Source organism: Arthrobacter sp. KKT183, from assembly GCF_055657625.1.
The window spans coordinates 3,048,555-3,067,834 of record NZ_CM145770.1 but is presented as its reverse complement, the minus strand read 5'-3'; the positions used below and the strand labels follow the sequence as shown (position 1 = coordinate 3,067,834).

General features: G+C 62.7%; 14 protein-coding genes. 1 reads left to right on the top strand and 13 read right to left on the bottom strand.

Annotated features, from left to right (window positions below; genetic code table 11):
* The first annotated feature begins 1 nt into the window (after nt 1).
* Nucleotides 2-3,100, top strand: a complete 3,099-nt coding sequence (locus ACZ2GY_RS14520) for a type I restriction endonuclease subunit R (RefSeq protein WP_471672232.1) — start codon at nt 2-4, stop codon at nt 3,098-3,100.
* 197 nt (nt 3,101-3,297) lie between these two features.
* On the opposite strand, the gene ACZ2GY_RS14515 is transcribed toward ACZ2GY_RS14520, so the two are convergent.
* The 13 genes from ACZ2GY_RS14515 to ACZ2GY_RS14455 form a co-directional block, all read right to left on the bottom strand.
* Nucleotides 3,298-4,707, bottom strand: coding sequence for a phosphotransferase (locus tag ACZ2GY_RS14515; RefSeq protein WP_471672231.1), 1,410 nt, complete (start codon nt 4,705-4,707; stop codon nt 3,298-3,300).
* Nucleotides 4,700-5,560, bottom strand: a complete 861-nt coding sequence (locus ACZ2GY_RS14510; protein WP_471672230.1) for an ATP-binding protein — start codon at nt 5,558-5,560, stop codon at nt 4,700-4,702. The genes ACZ2GY_RS14515 and ACZ2GY_RS14510 overlap by 8 nt, the downstream gene beginning before the upstream one ends.
* The gene (locus ACZ2GY_RS14505; RefSeq protein ID WP_471672229.1) at nt 5,550-7,316 is read right to left on the bottom strand and encodes an ATP-binding cassette domain-containing protein; all 1,767 of its coding nucleotides are present in this window, start codon (nt 7,314-7,316) and stop codon (nt 5,550-5,552) included. The genes ACZ2GY_RS14510 and ACZ2GY_RS14505 overlap by 11 nt, the downstream gene beginning before the upstream one ends.
* Before the next feature lie 141 nt (nt 7,317-7,457).
* On the bottom strand, nt 7,458-9,185 hold the full coding sequence (locus ACZ2GY_RS14500) for an IlvD/Edd family dehydratase (RefSeq protein ID WP_471672228.1): 1,728 nt from the start codon (nt 9,183-9,185) through the stop codon (nt 7,458-7,460).
* Nucleotides 9,182-10,336 (bottom strand): acyl-CoA dehydrogenase family protein, encoded by a 1,155-nt coding sequence (locus tag ACZ2GY_RS14495; RefSeq protein ID WP_471672227.1) that lies wholly within the window; start codon nt 10,334-10,336, stop codon nt 9,182-9,184. The genes ACZ2GY_RS14500 and ACZ2GY_RS14495 overlap by 4 nt, the downstream gene beginning before the upstream one ends.
* A gap of 14 nt (nt 10,337-10,350) precedes the next feature.
* Complete coding sequence (locus tag ACZ2GY_RS14490) at nt 10,351-11,523, bottom strand: CaiB/BaiF CoA transferase family protein (protein ID WP_471672226.1); 1,173 nt, start codon at nt 11,521-11,523, stop codon at nt 10,351-10,353.
* A 100-nt stretch (nt 11,524-11,623) separates the two neighbouring features.
* A complete protein-coding gene (locus ACZ2GY_RS14485) occupies nt 11,624-12,487 on the bottom strand; it encodes a fumarylacetoacetate hydrolase family protein (RefSeq protein WP_471672225.1) in 864 nt (287 codons plus the stop codon).
* Nucleotides 12,487-13,260: an SDR family oxidoreductase gene (locus ACZ2GY_RS14480; RefSeq protein ID WP_471672224.1), complete on the bottom strand. Its 774-nt coding sequence runs from the start codon at nt 13,258-13,260 to the stop codon at nt 12,487-12,489. Before ACZ2GY_RS14480 ends, ACZ2GY_RS14485 begins: the two co-directional genes overlap by 1 nt.
* Nucleotides 13,261-14,151: a dihydrodipicolinate synthase family protein gene (locus tag ACZ2GY_RS14475; RefSeq protein ID WP_471672223.1), complete on the bottom strand. Its 891-nt coding sequence runs from the start codon at nt 14,149-14,151 to the stop codon at nt 13,261-13,263.
* Nucleotides 14,148-15,374 carry an L-2-hydroxyglutarate oxidase gene (gene lhgO, locus ACZ2GY_RS14470; protein ID WP_471672222.1) on the bottom strand — a complete coding sequence of 409 codons (1,227 nt, stop codon included), beginning with the start codon at nt 15,372-15,374 and terminating at the stop codon, nt 14,148-14,150. Before lhgO ends, ACZ2GY_RS14475 begins: the two co-directional genes overlap by 4 nt.
* A complete protein-coding gene (locus ACZ2GY_RS14465; protein WP_471672221.1) occupies nt 15,371-16,600 on the bottom strand; it encodes an MFS transporter in 1,230 nt (409 codons plus the stop codon). Before ACZ2GY_RS14465 ends, lhgO begins: the two co-directional genes overlap by 4 nt.
* The gene (locus ACZ2GY_RS14460; RefSeq protein ID WP_277357457.1) at nt 16,597-18,777 is read right to left on the bottom strand and encodes a TRAP transporter permease; all 2,181 of its coding nucleotides are present in this window, start codon (nt 18,775-18,777) and stop codon (nt 16,597-16,599) included. The genes ACZ2GY_RS14465 and ACZ2GY_RS14460 overlap by 4 nt, the downstream gene beginning before the upstream one ends.
* Complete coding sequence (locus ACZ2GY_RS14455; protein WP_471672220.1) at nt 18,774-19,274, bottom strand: hypothetical protein; 501 nt, start codon at nt 19,272-19,274, stop codon at nt 18,774-18,776. The genes ACZ2GY_RS14460 and ACZ2GY_RS14455 overlap by 4 nt, the downstream gene beginning before the upstream one ends.
* Between the last annotated feature and the right edge of the window lie 6 nt (nt 19,275-19,280).

Below are 19,280 nucleotides of genomic sequence, written 5' to 3'. Positions count from 1 at the left end.
CATGGCCATCTACAACGAAAAAGAGTTCGAGCGCGAGCTTTGCGGATACCTCGCCGCTCACGGCTGGCTCTACACCACGGACGACAAAGGCTACGACAAGGCCCTCGCCCTCTACCCGGATGACGTCCGCGCGTGGTTGGAGGAGACCCAGCCGGAGCAGTTCCGGAAAATCGTCAACCTCACCGACAGCCCAGACGTCCAGGCGAAGTCCTTCAAGCGAATCCTCGAACGCCTCACCAAGGTCCTCGACACCCCGCTGGAAAACGGTGGCGGCACCCTGGCGGTGCTGCGTAACGGATTCAAGGTGACGCCGTCGTCCTTTTCCATGTGCCAGTTCAAACCGGCTGACAGTCTCAACCCCAAAACCGTGGCCGACTACTCGGCCGTGCGGCTCCGCGTGGTGCGGCAGGTGTTCTACTCGGGGGACAACAAAAACAGCCTGGACCTGGTGTTCTTTGTCAACGGGCTGCCGGTGGCCACCATGGAACTGAAGACGGACTTCACCCAGACGGTGCAGGATGCCATGGACCAGTACAAAACCGCACGCCTGCCCGTGGACCCGGTGTCCCGCCGGGCCGAGCCGCTGCTGTCCTTCGGCCACCGGGCACTGGTGCACTTCGCCGTCTCCAACAACGAAGCCTTCATGACCACCAACCTGCAGGGCGCACAGACCCGGTTTCTGCCGTTCAACATGGGCAACAACGGGCACAAGGGCAACCCTGACAACACGCACGGCTCGGCCACCAGCTACCTCTGGGAGCGGGTGCTCCAGCGCGATTCCTGGCTGACCATCCTGGGCAAGTTCATGCATCTGCAGGTGGAGAAGAAGGCCGACCCGATCACCGGCAAGAAGGTGGTCAACAAGTCGCTGCTGTTCCCGCGGTTCCACCAGTGGGAGGCCGTGAACCAGCTCGCCGAGACTGCCGCCGCGGAAGGCCCCGGCCAGCGGTATCTGATCCAGCACTCGGCCGGGTCCGGGAAGACCAACTCCATCGCCTGGACGGCGCACCGGCTCAATTCGCTGCACACCGAGGCGGGGGAGAAGGTCTTCGATTCGGTGATCGTCATCAGCGACCGCAAGGTCCTGGACGGCCAGCTCCGCGAGGCCGTGCAGCAACTGGAGAAGACCCAGGGCGTGTTCGAGGCGATCACCTCCGCCGGTGGTTCGAAGTCCTCGGCGTTGTCGGAGGCGCTGCTCGCGGGTCGGCAGATCATCGGCGTCACGCTGCAGACCTTCCCGTTCGCGTTGCAGGCGATCGAGCAGAACGCCGGCCTGGCTGGGCGTAGCTACGCGGTCATCGCGGACGAAGCGCACAGCTCCCAGACCGGCGAGGCGGCCAAGACGTTGAAGAAGGTGCTCACCACCACAGGTGAGGAGTCTCCGGATGAGGATGACGACGTCGTCGTAACCGCTGAGGACATTCTTGCTGCGGAGATGACCAGCCGGGCGGAGAGCAGGAACATCTCCTTCTTCGCGTTCACGGCGACGCCGAAGGCGAAGACGCTGGAGCTATTCGGGCGCAAGGACTCCAGTGGGCTTCCGCGGCCGTTCCATGTGTATTCGATGCAGCAGGCCATTGAGGAGGGGTTTATCCTCGATGTGCTGAAGAATTACACGCCGTACAAGCTCGCGTTCAAGCTGGCGCACAACGGGGTGGATTATGACCAGGACGGCGCGGTCATTGAGAAGTCGGAGGCCGTCAAGGAGCTGATGCGGTGGGTGAAGCTGCACCCATACAACATCAGCCAGAAGGTCGCGATCGTCGTTGAGCATTTCCGCTCGAATGTGCGCCACCATCTGTCGGGGCGGGCGAAGGCGATGGTGGTGACAGGGTCGCGCAAGGAAGCCGTACGGTACAAGCTGGCGATCGACAAGTACATTGCCGAGAAGGGGTACCGGGACCTGGCGGCGCTGGTGGCGTTCTCGGGGGAGGTGAATGATCCCGAGTCCGGGCCGTCAGGTTTCACTGAGACGAATATGAATCCGGGGCTGAAAGCGCGCGAGCTGCCGCAGGCGTTTGCGACGGACGAGTTCCAGATCATGCTGGTGGCCAACAAGTTCCAGACCGGGTTCGACCAGCCGCTGCTGGTGGCCATGTATGTGGACAAGAAGCTGTCCGGGATTTCGGCTGTCCAGACGCTGTCCCGACTGAACCGGGTGACCGAGGCCAAGGACCAGACCTATGTACTGGACTTCGTCAACGAGCCGGAGGAGATCCTCGCCGCGTTCAAGCAGTACCACACGGAGGCGGAGCTCTCCGGGGTGACGGATCCGGATATTGTGCACGACCTGCAGACCAAGCTCGACGGATCGGGTATTTACGATTCGAGTGATGTTGAGCGGGCGGTTGCTGCTTGGGTCGGAAAGGTGAGCCACGAGGAGCTTAATGCTTCCGTTGCTCCGGCGCGTTCGGTGTTCCGGGAGAGGTACCGCGCTGCTGTGGAGGCTGGAGACAAGGCCGCCCAGGATGCGCTCGACATGTTCCGCAAGGACCTGGGGAGCTTCATCCGGGCGTACGACTTCCTGTCCCAGATCATCGACTACCAGGACACCGACCTGGAGAAGCGGTCCATCTTCTACCGCCTGCTGATCCGCGTCATTCGGGCGGACAACCAGAACCGTGACCGGATTGACCTGTCCGAGGTGGTTATGACCCACTACAAGCTGCAGAAGCAACAGAAGGCAGACCTGCGGTTGGCCGAGGGGGAGGCGGAGCTGCTGGACCCCGTCCGCGAGGCTGGTTCCGGGACTGCGCACGATCCGCAGAAGGTGCGCTGGGCGGAGATCATCGAGCAGGTGAATGGGTTCTTCGAGGGGTCGGGGTTGTCTGATGCCGATCAGTTGTCAGTCGCCGAGACGGTGCTGAATAAGGCCCTGGAGAACGACGTTCTGCGCGGCCAGGCTCAGGCGAACCTCAAGACGGACTTCTACTCGTCGCCGAAGATCATCCGGACTGTCGAGGACACCATCATCGAAGCCGGCGAGCAGCACGCGAAGGGGATCGGTTGGCTGCTGTCCTCGGACAAGCTGCCTGAGTTCATCGACGTGCTCCGCTCGATGGGCATGTACGAGAAATTCCGAGGGGAAGAGGTGGCTTGACGGCTTAGTTTTGTACCTCTTACTGCCGCAACCAGCTCGCGCTACCGCGGTTTCCGCACTGCATAGACATGCAAGGTCGAACTCCCGCGAGGATCGAGTAATTCTTGAAGGGCTGCCACCCTGTGCATCGGCTGGGAGCCGTTGTGAATCTCGAACGACGGCCATCGCCGATACCCTGTGGTCAACGTCCAGGTTATTCAGGGGTTTTGTAGCCTGTTGGCCGACTTACTTATAAGGGCTTCAACCCGCTCAAGCACATCGCTATCGTTACGAACGTCCGAGTACTCGACTTGTCGGACACTAAAAGCGAGTACAAGGCCCCAAAACTCCCTTGAGCCCGACTTTCGCCTCTCCACCCATTCAGCAGCGGTGCAGAACCAGGCCTTGTACTTCCCAGAAGAACCAAAATCCGGTTCTCCGAACTTCTCGGCTATCTCGGTCGGGGTCGGCCACTGAGCCCCGCGGAGGGGCGAAGCCGGATGCACAAGCGTGGACAGGAGCATCACGACGGGATCGAGCAGGGCGGCTCCAAAACAGCTGCTGTCAAAGTCGATCAGGACCGGGTCATCGAAGTTCATCATCACGTTCGAGGGATGAAGGTCGCCGTGCCGGAGACCGAGTCTTGAAGTGACGCTCATATTGTTCGACGGCACCGGAAGTCCGCGAGCTTCCAAGACCGCATTGAGTTTATCTTCGGTAATGAGTGGACTCACAAGTTCGCCGAAAGTAATAGTGGAGGACTGCTCACTTATCTCATCTAGAACGTGTGCAACAATTTTCAGGGACTCGCACGCTAGCGTGACGTCTTGCTCGAGGACTTTGGACAGAGTACGCGGATCATCACCAACGAGTTGTAGCACTGCAATCCTCGCCCCGTGGATTAGCCCGGTGAGTTCCGCACGAGCCACCGCAGCGTGCTTCAAGGGCAACACGTCCTGGAGCCCGCCAAGCGAGTAGGGTTTATCGACCTCTTTTATCACCACGTTAGCGACATGCCCGGCTCTACTGTTGAAGCGACACTTCCATACTTTTGCGCCCGTAAGGCCGCCTCCCAGAAATTCAGGAATGATTGACGCTGCGCTAAATTCATAAGCGGCGCGTCTCAGAAATCGTTGGTCAAGCAGCTCGAAAGCCCGCCCCGATACATCTGCGTGCAACTCAATGTCATCCAATTCTGCGAGCAGCGATCTAAATGTACGAACTAGCCGCTTGAACTCAAGCGATTGGTCCTTCGTTAGAACGGTTATGCGATCAATCGGATCCTGTAAACGAACGGGGATCTGGCCGCTCCCTCGCATGGCATTTTGTAGGAGTTCGACGTCTGCATAACCCGTGAAGACGATCACCATAGCATCGGGATATTGTTTGCGCACTTCGTCAAACAATGCGTCCCCGAATTCGTCTGTGGCAGCGTTCCCGGGCAGCATCGGTAGGCGCCGGTCCAGCACGAAAAGGTCTACGAAGTCGTCTGTGTTCTCCAAATACTCGAGTGACGACTGTAAATGGTTGAATACTCGAACCGCAAAGTCAGCCGCCTCGAGTATCTTCGTCGATATATCAATTTGCTCTTGGTTGTCTTCAACTAGCACAGCGAGTGGCTTACTCATTCGTGATCTCCCCTGTGATTGTGGCGGTTGCCACTCCGCCTTGGCCGACAAGGTTGAAATCGATACCCAGTCTCTGTGCAACAGACTGCATGAGGGTCACGCCCTGACCTTGGTGTGCTGCTTTCGACGATGCACCAACTCGAAGTACATCTTCCTTCGAGAAGGAAGCCCCGTTGAAGGGATTGGAGATTCGTACCCAGAATCGGTCGGAGGTGCGGCCCCACATAACGTTAACGTCTGGTGTTCCTCTAGCCTCTTTTGATGCTTCTATAGCATTCTGATAGGCATTTGCTAAAAGTAATGAAAAAAGGCTTACATCCGTATGAACTTCGATGTTCGTCGGGTCCACCGCCGGCCTAATTGTGGGCATGCTATCGTGCTGCGGCCAAGCTTCCCGTAATGCATCTAGTAAAGACAGAGGCTGAACGCTTATGCCTTCTACTTCCTTGATCAGCGCCACCAACCCATCAATGCGTAGTTGAAGCTTCTTGATGGAGGAATCGGTCTTGCTGCCTTCGAACTCCGCAATCTCGTCGTCCGCCGCTAGCCGGACCCACCCGATAGCCGGTGAAAGTTCGTGTCTTATTAATCCGCCTAGATCGAAACCAGCTGAGGAGCGCATCGATTCGCTTTGTTCTGGTGCCTCCTCAACTGCGGCTTTTGACCGAACCTGCTGCCTCGCCTCCACGATTTCGTTGAGGGTCCTGCGTAGGCGAGGAACAGTCTCAAGCTGCAGTGCGCGCATGAGGTCACGGCCACTGATATCCGTAGGATTCTGTTTCAGCCAGCTGATCGCCCTGGCGCGATCGTTGGGCGAAGAGGTCAAGAGACGGGACAAATCTTCAACGTTCAACGTTCGGATTCCCTAGCTGATGTGCTGAGTAGAATTCTGATCGTTTTGCGAAAGCTTCGCGGCCACCCTCCATGAGTCCTGTGATATGTTCCACGATTGCGTCATCATCAAAGCGTCCCGACACCGCCAGATAGCCATTTTGTCCGTCGCTTCCCAGAACAAAAACTCTCTCTGCAGATCCGAGAACCGGTATGTTGGCATTGTGAGTCGCTACAATCGTCTGGGCGTCGCGTCGGCTAAGGATGCCCTCGACTACGTGCGCCACAAGGTATGCATTGTCGAGATGGTCCTCGGGTTGGTCCAAAACCAAGGTTCGATGGTTTTCAGCAAGGATGACGGGCAAGGTCACCGCGCATTTCTGCCCGGTGGAGAGCTGGTCGACGCTTTTGTCCAGAACGCCGTCCCGTAATCTGAAGTCGACCCGATCCTGTAAGGCAACCGTAGCAAGCGCGAGCAGGGAGTCTTCTGTGTTCAAAATCTGTATGAGTCGCTCCGCTCGGTCCTGGGGTAACCCTGTTACAGCTGCGAGGCCTCTGGAGTCATTGTTCTCAATCAGCTCAAGAAGTTGCCGTGGGAGCACTCTCTCAGCTACGACCTCTACCAACGTGGAGCGCGTATTACTACCCCGCAGGAGTTCAGCCAGTAAGTCTCTGAACGCGCGCCCGTCACCTAGATGCTCAATCACGATGATCACGTTGGTAGCAATCTGAGCCGTGGTCTCCCGGGCTACTTTATCTCTTCTCCGGAAAAGTTCTTCTTCGGCCGACTCAATTGCGTCTAGAAACTCGGACCGCTCCGAGGAAAGTTCGTTATAGCGATCTTTTAGCACGGCGACACGTTTGTCATTCTCAGCCAGCGATCGCAATTCAGAGTCGATATTTCTTATTTGGGCTGTGATTTGTCCCAAACCGCTCTCAGTCTCCTCGAGTATGGCCCGCAGCGGCGCGGCAGTCTCCCGCAGCGAGATGTTATCTTCGCGGATAGTTGTCTCCATTGTCATCAAGCGGGCCTTTATCAGAGAAGATAACTCCTGGAGGTCGCTTGATGCATGGTGAACCTTTTCCACCAGTGCAAGTACTTCCCGCGCTTCTGGTACTTCCGAGATTATCTCTTGTAGCGAAGCGATCCTTCCCGTTTGAGATTTTTGCACGGAACTGATGTCGTTAAGATCTCTCTGGGCGAGACTCAACGAGTGGATTGCTTGCGAGCTATTTATAAGCATCTGCTCTATATGGCGCAGACCATCACGTTGCTCAGATAATTCTGTATCACGGTCCCCGATCAGTGCAGCTTCCTGTGCCGAGAGGACCTCCCGATCGAGGCTCAGCCGTTCGCGCTTAGCTGCTTCCTCTGTCAAAGCTTCAATCTCGGTTCGCAGAGCGAACATAGCCTTCGTGAGAGTGCCCGCCGGTTCCCGATTGGGAGCGGTCGCCGCTGACCCTGTTCTGAGATCGAGTAGGTTTAGCCGATTCGAAGCATCTGAAGCAATTCGCTCCAACTCACTCTGTCCAAGGACGAGTACAGAGTTCGATAGATCAGGTCTTTGTCCGCCTCCTTTGACGTCGACAACAAGGTGCCGCCCTCCGGCTTCCGACTCCAGATCCACGATGATTTCACCTGCACCCAAGACCGCACGGAGAAATTCTTGGTATTGCTTTTGATTTCGACCGTCAGCGTGCGTGGCGCCAACGGCATGTCGAATCAGCTCAAGTAGGGTGGTCTTCCCTGCACCACGTGGACCGATAATGACGTTCAACCCACGGCTCAACGAAATGTCGATTCCGCTGAGAAAGCCGCCTGTTACTCGTACGCGAGAAATCCACACGGCGAGAAGACCTTTCATAGGAGCGGGTTACCGGGCACCCGCAGTTCTCAAAACAAACCTACTCGACCAATGCTATCCATCCGACACGCGGGGGTAGAGCCGCAGGAAGCGGAAGTCACAACCCTCGTCTGCTTGGGTGACCTCTTGAACGTATAAGCGCCGGTAGCCCCGCTCCGGAACCAGCGGCGAAGCAGGCCCAAGTTCCGCCTCACGCCGCTTCAGCTCTTCATCAGAAACCTCCAGCTGCACCAACCGGCGGCTCACACTCAACGAGATCGTGTCCCCAGTCCGCACCAACCGCAGAGGCCCACCCACGGCCGACTCCGGCGTCACATGCAGCACCACCGCACCGGCCGCAGTGCCGGACATCCGGCCGTCCGAGATCCGCACCATGTCCTTCACGCCCTGCGAAGCGAGCTTCTTCGGGATCGGCAAGTAGCCAGCCTCAGGCATACCCGGATTCCCCACGGGCCCGATGTTCTTCAGCACCAGTACGGAATCCGCGGTCACCTCAAGATCAGGATCATCGATTCGCGCTGCAAGGTCTGCGGCGTTCTCGAACACCACCGCGCGCCCGGAGTGCTCGAGCAACGCAGGTGACACCGCAGCCTGCTTGATGATCGCCCCACCCGGGGCCAGATTCCCACGCAGCACAGCCAAACTGCCCTGCGGATAGATCGGGTCCGACAGCGGACGGATGATGTCCTGCGGGAAGCCGGGACCGGCGTCGTCAATCTCCTCTCCAAGAGTTCGGCCGGTCACGGTCAACACATCGCGGTTGACCAGCGAACCCAGCTCACGCAGCACAGCAGGAACACCACCGGCACGGTGAAAGTCCTCCATGTAGTACCTGCCCGACGGCTTCAGGTCTACCAGCACCGGCGTCTCGGCACTCATCCGGTCCAGCTCATCCAGCGACAGCTTGATGCCCAGCCGTCCAGCCACAGCGGTCAGGTGAATAATCGCGTTCGTCGAACCACCGATAGCCAGCAGCATCCGCAGACCATTCTCAAAAGCAGCCGGAGTCAGGATCGACGACGGAGCAGCGCCAGCAGTAGCCAGAGCCACAGCCTGCGTCCCGGTAGCCTCGGCAATCCGCACCCGGTCCGCCGTCACCGCCGGCGCCGACGCAGACCCGGGCAACGCAATCCCCATCGCCTCGGCAATGCACGCCATGGTGCTCGCCGTCCCCATCACCGAGCAGGTGCCGACGCTGCCCACCAGACGCGAGTTGACGTCGTCGATCTCTGGCTTTGAAATCTCCTGCGCACGGTATCGGCCCCAGAACGCGCGGCAATCCGTGCACGCACCGACCCGCTCGCCCTTGTATCCGCCGGTCAGCATCGACCCGGTGACCAGCGATATCGCCGGCACCCCCGCCGACGCCGCACCCATCAGCTGCGCCGGCACCGTCTTGTCGCACCCGCCAATGAGCACGACGGCGTCCATCGGCTGCGCGCGGATCATCTCCTCCGTGTCCATCGACATCAGGTTTCGCAGGAACATGCTGGTGGGGGAGGAGAAGCTCTCGTGCACCGAGATGGTCGGGAACTCCACCGGCAGTCCACCGGCGAGCATCACGCCGCGCTTCACGGCCTCCACCAGTGCCGGCATGTTGCCGTGGCACGGGTTATAGCCGCTGCCGGTGTTCACAATTCCGACGACGGTCCGGTCGAGCGCATCATCCGAATACCCGGCGCCCTTGATGAACGCCTTCCTCAGGAACAGCGAGAACTCGGCGTCCCCGTAGCTCGTGAGGCCACGGCGGAGGCCGGTCGGTTCGGGGGAGGAGTCGCTCATCGGAACGCAGGCGTCCCGGTGATGTGGTTGCCCAGGATCAGGGTGTGCACCTCGTCGGTTCCCTCGTACGTGCGCACACTCTCCAGGTTGTTCGCGTGCCGCAGCGGCGAGTAGTCCAGCGTGACGCCGTTGCCGCCAAGCATCGCCCGGGCGTCCCGGCAAATCTCAATTGCCTCGCGGCAGTTGTTCAGTTTGCCCACGGAGATCTGGTACGGCTCCAGCGTCCCGGCATCCTTCAGCCGGCCCACCTGCAGCGCCAGCAGCATCCCCTTGTTGATCTCCAACGCCATGTTCACCAGCTTCTGCTGCGTCAGCTGGTACCCGGACAACGGCTTGCCGAACTGCATGCGCTCCTTCGAATACTCGAGCGCCGCCTCGTAGCTGTCACGCGCCGCACCCATCGCGCCCCAGATGATGCCGTACCGCGCCTCGTTCAGGCACTCGAACGGGCCGCGCAGCCCCTTGGCCTTCGGCAGCATCGCCGACTCCGGCAGCCGCACGTCCTCCAGCGAAATGTCGCACTGGATGGAGGCGCGCATCGACAGCTTCTGCGTAATCGGGGTCGCCGTGAACCCCGGAGTGTCAGTGGGAACCACAAAGCCGCGGACGCCGTCGTCGGTCATGGCCCAGATGATCGCCACCTGCGCCACCGAAGCCAACCCGATCCAGCGCTTGGCGCCGGAGATAACCCAGTCGGAACCGTCACGACGCGCAAAGGTGGCCATCGAGCCCGGATCTGATCCCGCCGTCGGCTCCGTCAGCCCGAAGCAACCGATAGCTTCACCGGCAGCCATCTTCGGCAGCCACTCGTTCTTCTGCTCCTCCGAGCCGTGCTTGGCCAGCGCACTCATCGCCAGCGACCCTTGCACACTCACGAAGGTACGTAGGCCGGAATCGCCCGCCTCAAGCTCCAGCGCCGCCAACCCGTACTCCACCGAGCTGCGGCCCGGGCAGCCGTACCCCTTGATGTGCATCCCGAGGAGCCCCAGCTCAGCCATCTTCGGCACGATCTCCAGCGGGAATACCGCGTTGTCATACCACTCGGCGATGTTCGGCTTGATCTCGTTATCCACAAAGGAACGGACTGTGGAGCGGAGGTCAATCTCCTCCTGCGACAGGAGCGAGTCGATGGACAGAAGGTCAACAGTCATGGTTCTACGTACTTTCAGTGAGAGGTAGTGGTGGTCGAGAGCGCCGCGAACGTCGCATCGTTGTGTTCGCCGAGCAGCGGCGGCAGTCGCCGGTAGCTCGCAGGAGTCTCAGAGAGGTGGATCGGATTGGCGACCTGGTGGCTGGTGCGCGGGCCGGCGTCGTCGGCCATTTCGACGGCGGGTTCAAGTCCCAGCTCCTTGGCCAGGTCCAGCGCCTCCACAATGGAGTTCACTTTCCCGGCCGGTACGCCCTCCTTCGACAGGACGGCGGACCACTCGGCCGCGGGACGCTTGGCGAGCTGCTCCTCGAGGCGCGCCTTCAGCTCATCGCGGTGGGCCACGCGCTGGGTGTTGGTCTCGAAGCGTGGATCGGACGACATCTCAGGCACCCCGAGAACCCGCACCAGTGAGGCGAACTGCCGGTCCGTCCCGACAGCCACGGCCAGCGGCCCGTCCGCGGTGGCCAGCGTCTCATACGGCGCGATCGACGGATGCGCGTTGCCCATCCGCTGCGGTGCCTCGCCGGTAGCCAGCGTGCTCGACGCCTGGTTCACCAGCCCCGCCAGCAGCGACGACAACAGGTTCACGTCGATCCGCTGGCCCTGCCCGGTCGCGTCCTTGTGCCGCAGCGCCGCGAGAATCCCGAGCGCCGCGTTCTGCCCGGTGACCACGTCGACCAGCGCCACGCCCACCTTGCTCGGCTCCGAATCCAGCGAACCGGTCACGCTCATCAGCCCGCCGACGGCCTGCACCAAGAGGTCATACCCCGGAAGGTGGGCTCCCGCCGTCGAACCGAACCCGGTGATGGAGCAGTAGATGAGGTCGGGTTTCAGGGCGAGCAGCGTCTCGTAGTCCAGGCCGAACTTCTTCATCACGCCGGGCCGGAAGTTCTCGATGATCACGTCGGAGCCCAGAGCCAGTTCCTTCGCGCGCGCCAGCCCGTCCTCAGTCCGCAGGTCACACACCACCGAGCGCTTGTTCCGGTTCACGCTCGAGAAGTACGTGCCGACGCCGTGCTCGTCGACCGGCGGCGTCCAGGACCGGGTGTCATCCCCGGCAGGGCTCTCCACCTTGATGACGTCCGCTCCGAAATCGGCGAGCATCATCGACGCATACGGTCCCGCAAGAACACGGGAAAAGTCGGCTACCCGAACACCCTCGAGAGGGCCAGATCCAGACGTGCCCATCGTCATCTCCTTACTTTTGGTGCATCGAGTGGGCGCTGGCTACGTGCTTCCTGCCGGAAATCCGTTCTCAGCGCCCCCTCGATGGTGGTGCTCTTGTAACTCAGGGTCCTTGCGTCACGGGGTTGGTCAACGTGCCCACGCGCGCCACCCGCGCCTCAGCAACGTCCCCGGGCTTGATGTGGATCGCGCCCGGCGTACCTGTGGAGATGATGTCGCCCGGGAACAGCGGCATCACCTTCGAGTGGAAACTGATCAGGTACTCGGGGCTGTACCGCATGTGCGCCACGGTGTTGGTCCGCAGCACCTCGCCGTTCACCACCGTGGACACCTCCATGTCCGCGAGCATCCCGTCACCCACCGCCTCGGCCAGCGGCACAATCCGCGGCCCGAACGAGAAGAAACCGGGAAAGTTCTTGGACCGCGTCAGGAACCGCGGATTCCGCTGCAGGATGTCCTCGGCCGTCTGGTCCAGCACTGGCACGACGCCGGCCACATAGTCCAGCGCGTCCTCCACCTCCACATTTCGGCAGTACCGCCCGATGACGACGGCGACCTCCCCCTCGGCGGTGGTCCGCTCGCTCTGCGACGGGATGGGGATGTCCTCCCCGGGCCCGATGATGGTGTGGTCGCCCTTGATGAACGACGCCGGCTCCTCCGGCACACCCTCGGACAGGTCCGAGGCGTGCTCCACGTAGTTCAGCCCGATGCCCCACAGCATCCGCGGGTGCCGGTAGGGCGCGCCATAGGTGACGCTCTCCGGGTCCCGGAAAACGTCGTCGTTCGCTTCATTGGCCGCGGCCTCAAGCTGATCGAGCAGTTCCTCGACCAGGACGTCCCAAATATCGCCGGTGAAGCTGGGCATCAGGTCCCGGACCAGCGCCAGTCCGCGCTGCGGGTGCACCACGGCGGGGATTTCCTCCTGGCCCTCAGAGACAGAGCAGAGGTGCAGTGTGTGGTTCATCATCAGTAGCTCCTTACCAGTCCGCCGTCGCAGCGGATCTGTTCACCGGTCACGTAGCCGGCCGGCTCACTTGCCAGGAAGGCGACGACTGCGCCGAATTCCTCCGGCTTGCCGTACCTTCCGGCGGGGATGGTGGCCTCGGACGAGGCCCGGGCCTCCTCGGGCGTCTTGCCCGTGCGTTTCGCGGCGCCGGCGTCCAGAGACGCCACGCGGTGGGTGTCGATCCGGCCCGGCAGCACCATATTCACCGTGAGGCCATCCTTCGCAACCTCGCCGGCGAGCGTCTTCAGGTACCCGGCGAGTCCGGCACGGCCGATGTTGGACAGCGCCAGGTTGGGCAACGGACTCTGCACGCCGGAGGAGCCGACGGCGACAATGCGCCCCCAGCCCCGCTCCCGCATCCCGGGCAGCACCAGGTTGGTCAGCCGGATGTGCTGCAGCAGCAGCTGGTTCACGGCGGCCAGCGTCTGCTCATCCGACACATCAGCGGCGCCACCGGGCGGCGGCCCGCCGCTGTTCAGAATCAGCACGTCGACGGGCCCGAACGCCTTCTCCGCCGCGGCAACCAGCCGCTCCGGCGCACCGTCGAGCGTCAAATCCATCCCGATTCCGACGGCGGACGGCAGCTTTCCTGCCTCGGCCTGCACCACGTCCTCGCGGCGGGCGGCGAGCACCACGTTGGCGCCCTCCGCGGCCAGCGCCTGGGCGATGGCCAGCCCGATCCCGGAGCTCGACCCCGGTACCAGAACGTTTTTCCCCTTGAGACCCATGTCCATTTATGCGAGCTCCTTCACAGCATCGAGGTGTGCGTCGATCATGTCGGCCAGTTCAGCAGGCAGCGTGGGCGCCGGCGGGCGGACCAGTGCTTCGGCGATGATGCCGCGCCGCTTAAGGATCTCCTTGCGCAGGGCCAGCCCAATTCCGGGCTGACCCTCAAAGTTCGCCAGCGGCAACCACGGCGCAAAGACGTCGCGGGCGGCACGGAAGCCGCCGTCGCGATTCGCTTTGATGGCAAGCTGCAGCGCTTCCGGGTGGGAAAAGCCGGTCATCGCGCCGGCGGCACCGGCCGCGAGCTCATCGATCAGGCCGACACCGCCAAGTCCACCGAACACCGGCACGTCCGTGGCGCGCGTCAGCTGGGCAATCGCCGCAGCCGTGGGCGGTGCCTCGGACTTGATGGCCGAGATGAACGGGCAACGCTCGACGACGGCGAGAATCTGCGCGGTGCTGATCTTTACTCCGGAGGCCACGGGGTAGTCCTGCAGCACGATGTCCGCGCCGGTTGCCTCATGGATGGCAGCGAAGTGCGCGGTCAGCAGGTCCGGGTTCGGCGTATTCGCCTGCACCATGAGCGACGCCAAATTGGGCCCCGCAGACTCCACCGCGGTCCGCGCCTGCTCAATCGCCACAGCAGTACTGCGCGCGGATAACCCAACAATCAGCGGAGTCTCCTCAGCGGCTTCAGCAACCGTCGAGACCGTCAGGGCCTGCTCACGGGTATCCAGCGTGCCGCCCTCACCGAACACGCCGAGCACCACCATGCCGGTGGCCGGAATGTGGGTGTAGAGCTCCACCTCCCGCTTGAGTGACCCGGTGTCGACGTCGAACGACGGCCCGGTGAACGGCGTAGCCAGCACACCCCAGAGCCCCTTCTTCAAGTGCGTCATGCAACTTCCTTACTGTCGGAATCAAGGACGATCGAAACAATGTGCTCGGCAATGGCGAGCGAGGAGGTCGCGGCCGGCGAGGGTGCATTCCGCACCGCCAGCACCGATCCATGGTGGGAAATGCGGAAGTCGTCCACCAGCGAACCGTCGCGGTCCAGTGCCTGGGCGCGGATGCCGCTTGGCCCGGGAACGACGTCGTCGACGGTCAGCTCCGGCACGTACTTGCGTGCCTCGTTCACGAAGCGGCGCTTGCTCAGCGACCCCACCATTTCGACGGCGCCCGTCTTCCAGTGCTGCTTCGCGAAGGCCCGGAAACCGGGGTAACCCACGGCGTCGCCGAGGTCGCGCGGGGACACGGTGCCCCAGCCGTAGGCCTCACGGGCCAGGGCCAGCACCGCGTTGGGTCCCACCATGACCTCGCCGTCCGTCCGCGGGGTGAGGTGCACGCCGAGGAACGGATAGCGGGGGTCCGGCACCGGGTACACGAGCCCTTGCACCAGTGAACGCTTTGAAGGCTTCAGCAGGTAGTACTCACCGCGGAACGGCACAATCTTCGGGTCCTCACGGTCACCGGCCAGCCCGGCCACGCGGTCCGCCTGCAGCCCGGCGCAAATGATGACCGAGTCAAAGATGTCCCAGGTGTCCGTCCCGTTGTGGGTCCCGGTCACCAGCGTCTCTTTCCCGCGCTGGGTGATGCCGGTGACCTCAAACCCGGTGTGCACGGTGCCGCCGGCCGCAACCACGTCTTCCGCGAAGGAGCGGGTCACCGCGCCGTAGTCCACAATCGCTGTGTGCGGGGAGTGCAGCCCGCCCACTCCCTCAACGTGCGGCTCAAGTTCGCGCAGCTCTGCGCGGTTGATGATCCGCACGCCCGGGACGCCGTTGGCCTGGGCGCGGGTCATGATGTCACCCAGCCGCGATTCCTCCACCGCGTTCCGGGCGACAAGCACCTTCCCGATCTCGTCATACGCCAGGTCCTTCGAGGCGCAGTACTCCTTCAACAGTTCCACGCCGCGTCGGCACAGTTTCGCCTTCAGGGACCCGGGCGCGTAATACAGCCCGGCATGGACCACGCCCGAGTTCCGTCCGGTCTGGTGGGCGGCAAGCGAATCTTCCTTCTCGAGCACGGTCACCGAAGCATCCGGCTGCTGCTGAAGCAGCCGGCGCGCGACGGCGGTCCCCAGAATGCCGCCGCCGATCACCGCATAGCGTGTGGCTGTCATGAAGTCTCCTTAACAGGGTTCGAAAATGGGCGCCGCAGCGTGAAGACCGACACGCCGCGTGCCCGGCGAATCATCCTCCGCCCGATGCGGAACGTGATGGCAGCAGCCAGCGCAACAATGCCGGCCACCACCCAGGCAGTGGAATACGACGTGGCACTCACCAGCAGCCCGAACAGCAGCGGCCCGCCGGCAGCCCCGAGTGAAAGCCCGGTCTGCACAACGCCGGTCGCGGACGCTGCTGCCTGCCGGTTATCGCGCACGACGGCGAAGTGCAGCAGTCCCGGCCAGGTCCAGCCTGCGCTATAGGCAAGGAGTGTGCCGGTCACCATCAGTGCTGTGGAGCCGACACTGAGCATGAGATAGCCGACGACGCCGGCCACCAGCAGATTGGCGATCAGTACGTAGGGGCTGCGGGTGGGCATCTTGTCCATGAGCGCACCGAGGAGGATTCTGATGCTGAGGCCCACCACCGCGGCTGCCGCGAAGATGAACCCGGCGGTGCTCGGTTCAATGCCCGACTGCACCATCGAGTCCACGAGGAACACACCGAGCGAGGTGGCGGCTGCGGCAGCGAGGCCCGCGCCGATCGTCAGGACAACCAGCCCGGCACGCGGGGTGCCGCGATCCTCCGGGTGGCCGGCCGCCGTCGTCGTTGTCAGTGGTGCCTGCCCGCGGAAGAAGGCCCAGACCGCCAGGCATAGCGCCAGCCCGGCACCGAAGAAGAACGCGTACCGCCAGCCGAGCACCAGCGCTATGCCCGGAACGGCAAGGCCGCCCAGCAGCGACGCCATTGGGATGGACGACTGCTTCACGCCGAACGCCAAGCCCAGCCGGTTGCTGCCGATGCTGCGGGAAATGCCGAGGTTTGCCGAGGGCTGGGCCATGGCGTTGGCAAGGCCACCGATGAACAGCGCCGCCACCAAAACGGGAAATGACGGTGCTGCACCGGCGCCTGCCAACGCCACGGTCGCGAGAATGGCCGAGAAGACCATGCCCCGCCCTGCTCCCACCCGCTGGACAACTCCTCCAAGCGGGCGGGCGAGGGTTCCGGAGACCGCAAACAGCGTTGCTGCTGCGATGCCCATCTGCGCCGGCCCCAGGTCGAGGTCGTCGCGGATCTGCACCGCCAGCGCGCCCAGAAGGAACGCCGGCAGTACCCCGGTGGTAGTGACCGAGACGGCCTGCAACAGGGTGGTTACAGGCCGCCCGGAGGACGGTAGGTTCACGAGGTCGATTCAGCCGTCCGTGAGCGGTCGGTCCCTGAACGTTCCGGCGTGGTCGAATCGTCATGCGGGTGCCGCTTCATCCGGACCACATGCATCACCAGGCCGAGGGCGATCAGCGCGCCGCCGACGATCAGGTACATCGGCTCCATCACCAGCATCGGCAGCGAGCCGACGCCGATGAGCAGGCGCTCAAGCCAGTTGGCCGGGCCCATGATCCAGCCGCCGGTTGCTACGGCCAGGGCCGCTACGGCGATGGTCGAGACCACCAGGGCCATGAGCACGGTCCCGAATCCGCCCTGCATCAGCAGGCCGATACCCGGGCCGGTGAGCACGAAGATGAACGGAACCAGGAACGCAGAGAGCGTGTACCGCCAGGTGAGCCACATGGTCTTGATCGGCTTGCCGCCGGTAATGGCCGACGCCGCGAACGGGGAGAGCGCGGTCGGGGGCGACACTTCGCTGAGTACGGAGTAGTAGAAGATGAACATCGCGGCGGCGAAGGCTGGAACGCCGACATCCTGCAGCGCCGGGCCAATGATGACCCACGAGATGATGAAACTCGCCGTCACCGGAACCGCGAGGCCCAGCAGGATCACCGAGATCGCCGAGAACAACGCCGTCAGGAACAGGCTGCCGCCGGCGAAGTCCACAATGATGTTTGCGAGCTTCAGGCCCAGCCCGGTGAGCGTCATGATGCCCACGATCAGGCCGGCCGCCGCCATCACCGGGATGACCGAGAGGGCGCCGGTGGCGCCGGTGGCCAGCGCATCCCAGATGCGCTTGGGGGTCATCCAGGACTGCCGGTCCAGGAAACTGAGCAGGAACGCAAGGATTGTCGCGTAGACCACCGCACGGAACGGAGTCATTCCGGTAGCCATGAACACCACGATCGCGATCAGCGAGCTGAAGTGGTAGCCGAAGCGCAGCAGCAGTTTGCCGGCCTTCTGGGTTTCCATGTCCACCGGCTGGGTCTTGAACCGCCGGGCGTCCATCTCGATAGCGAGGATGATGCCGAGGTAGTAGAGGAGGGTCGGGATGGTCGCCCAGATCAACACCTCGAGGTAGGAGACGTTCAGCAGCGCGGCAATGATGAACGCCGCAGCGCCCAGGGTCGGCGGAGACATGATCGCGCCGATGCCGGCAGCAGCCAGGACTGCACCACCGTGTTCCTTCGGATATCCCGCCTTCTTCAGCAGCGGCCAGGAAATACCACCGAGGGTCACCGTGGTGGCAACACCGGAACCTGACACCGTACCGAGCAGGAAACCCGCCAGCGTGACAGTACGTCCCGGGCCGGACTTGGACTGGCCGAACGCCGAGAAGGACAGGTCGATGAAGAACTTGGTGGCTCCCGACGCCGTCAGCACGGCGCCGTAGATAGTGAACAGGATGATGTACGTCGCCGCCACGTCCGTTGGAACACCGAAGATGCCCTGCGTTCCCATCACGTTGTGGCCCACGAGGCGGATCCACCCGAACGACGACGTCTGGAACGGATCCGGAATATACGGACCGAAGTAGGCGTAGGCGAAGAACCCGGCCACGACGATCGGCACCAGGATGCCCACCGTCCGCCGGCAGGCTTCCAGCACTACGAGGATGGCGATGGTGCCCATGATGAGGTCGAGGTAGGTGGGGATGATTGCCCGGCGGAAGAAGGCATCCCAGTCGGAAATGATGTAGGCAAACGGGACGACGGCGATGATCGCCAGCGCCCAGTCCAGAATGTGCGGGTTGTCGCTCTTGCCGGCCGCCTTGTCTTTGTCCGACCGGCCCCAACCGCGGTAGACGAGGAACGTCATCGACAGGCCGATCATCAGGAACGCCGGCAGGTAGAACTGGGTGGCCATGGGATTGAACACCCAGTACAGGCCGAAGACGGACAGCGCGACGCCCACTGCCTTGATGATGGCTGCCGGTGTACCGGTGAGGTGCCGGGCGGGCTTCTCCGCCTCGAACTCGGCAATCAGCGCTTCTTCGTCGAACTTGCCGTCCGTGTCCTTGTAAGGATCGGGGGAGCCGTTGAACTTTTCGTCGGCAACCCTGCTGTGGACAGCCCGGTGGGAGCCTTTGCCGTGTTTCTCCCCATGGCCGTGCTTCTCGCCGGGCGGTTGATCCTCGGACGGTGGTGACTTATGCGCAGCTACGGCTCCGTTGCCGTCAGGTCGCTCGGTCATTGGGTCTCCTTGATATCTAGCACAACAAACGGATTGGCGTTCCCCACCAGCGGCCACAGTTCCACCGGCGGCTCTCCGGGGACGTGGAGGGTTCGCTGCCCCAGATCGGTGGCAGCGATTGAGAGGGTGTCAAAGACCACCGGACGCTCAGGGTTCGGCGGTACAACGTAGTTGCGTCGGTCGGACGGACCGGCGGCTGTAGGGGCATCGGGGACGCCGTAGTACTCCTCGAGGACAGCGAGCTGGTCAGCCGCTATCTGCACCAGGCGGTAGGAACCGTCCGGCTGCACCTCGTAGCGTTCCTCGGCGAGGGTCTGGTAGATCGAATTGCGGTAGCTCACCGCGAAGGTGCCCCCGTCAAGGGGCACACGGGCAAGCTCGCCGTCGTCGTTCGTCACTGTCAGGAAACGCTGGGTGGGGCCAGCATTTCCGGCGGTCACGCCGGCCAGTGTGCCAAGGCACACCAACACGGCAACGACGACGGCGAGCTTACGCATGTCCGG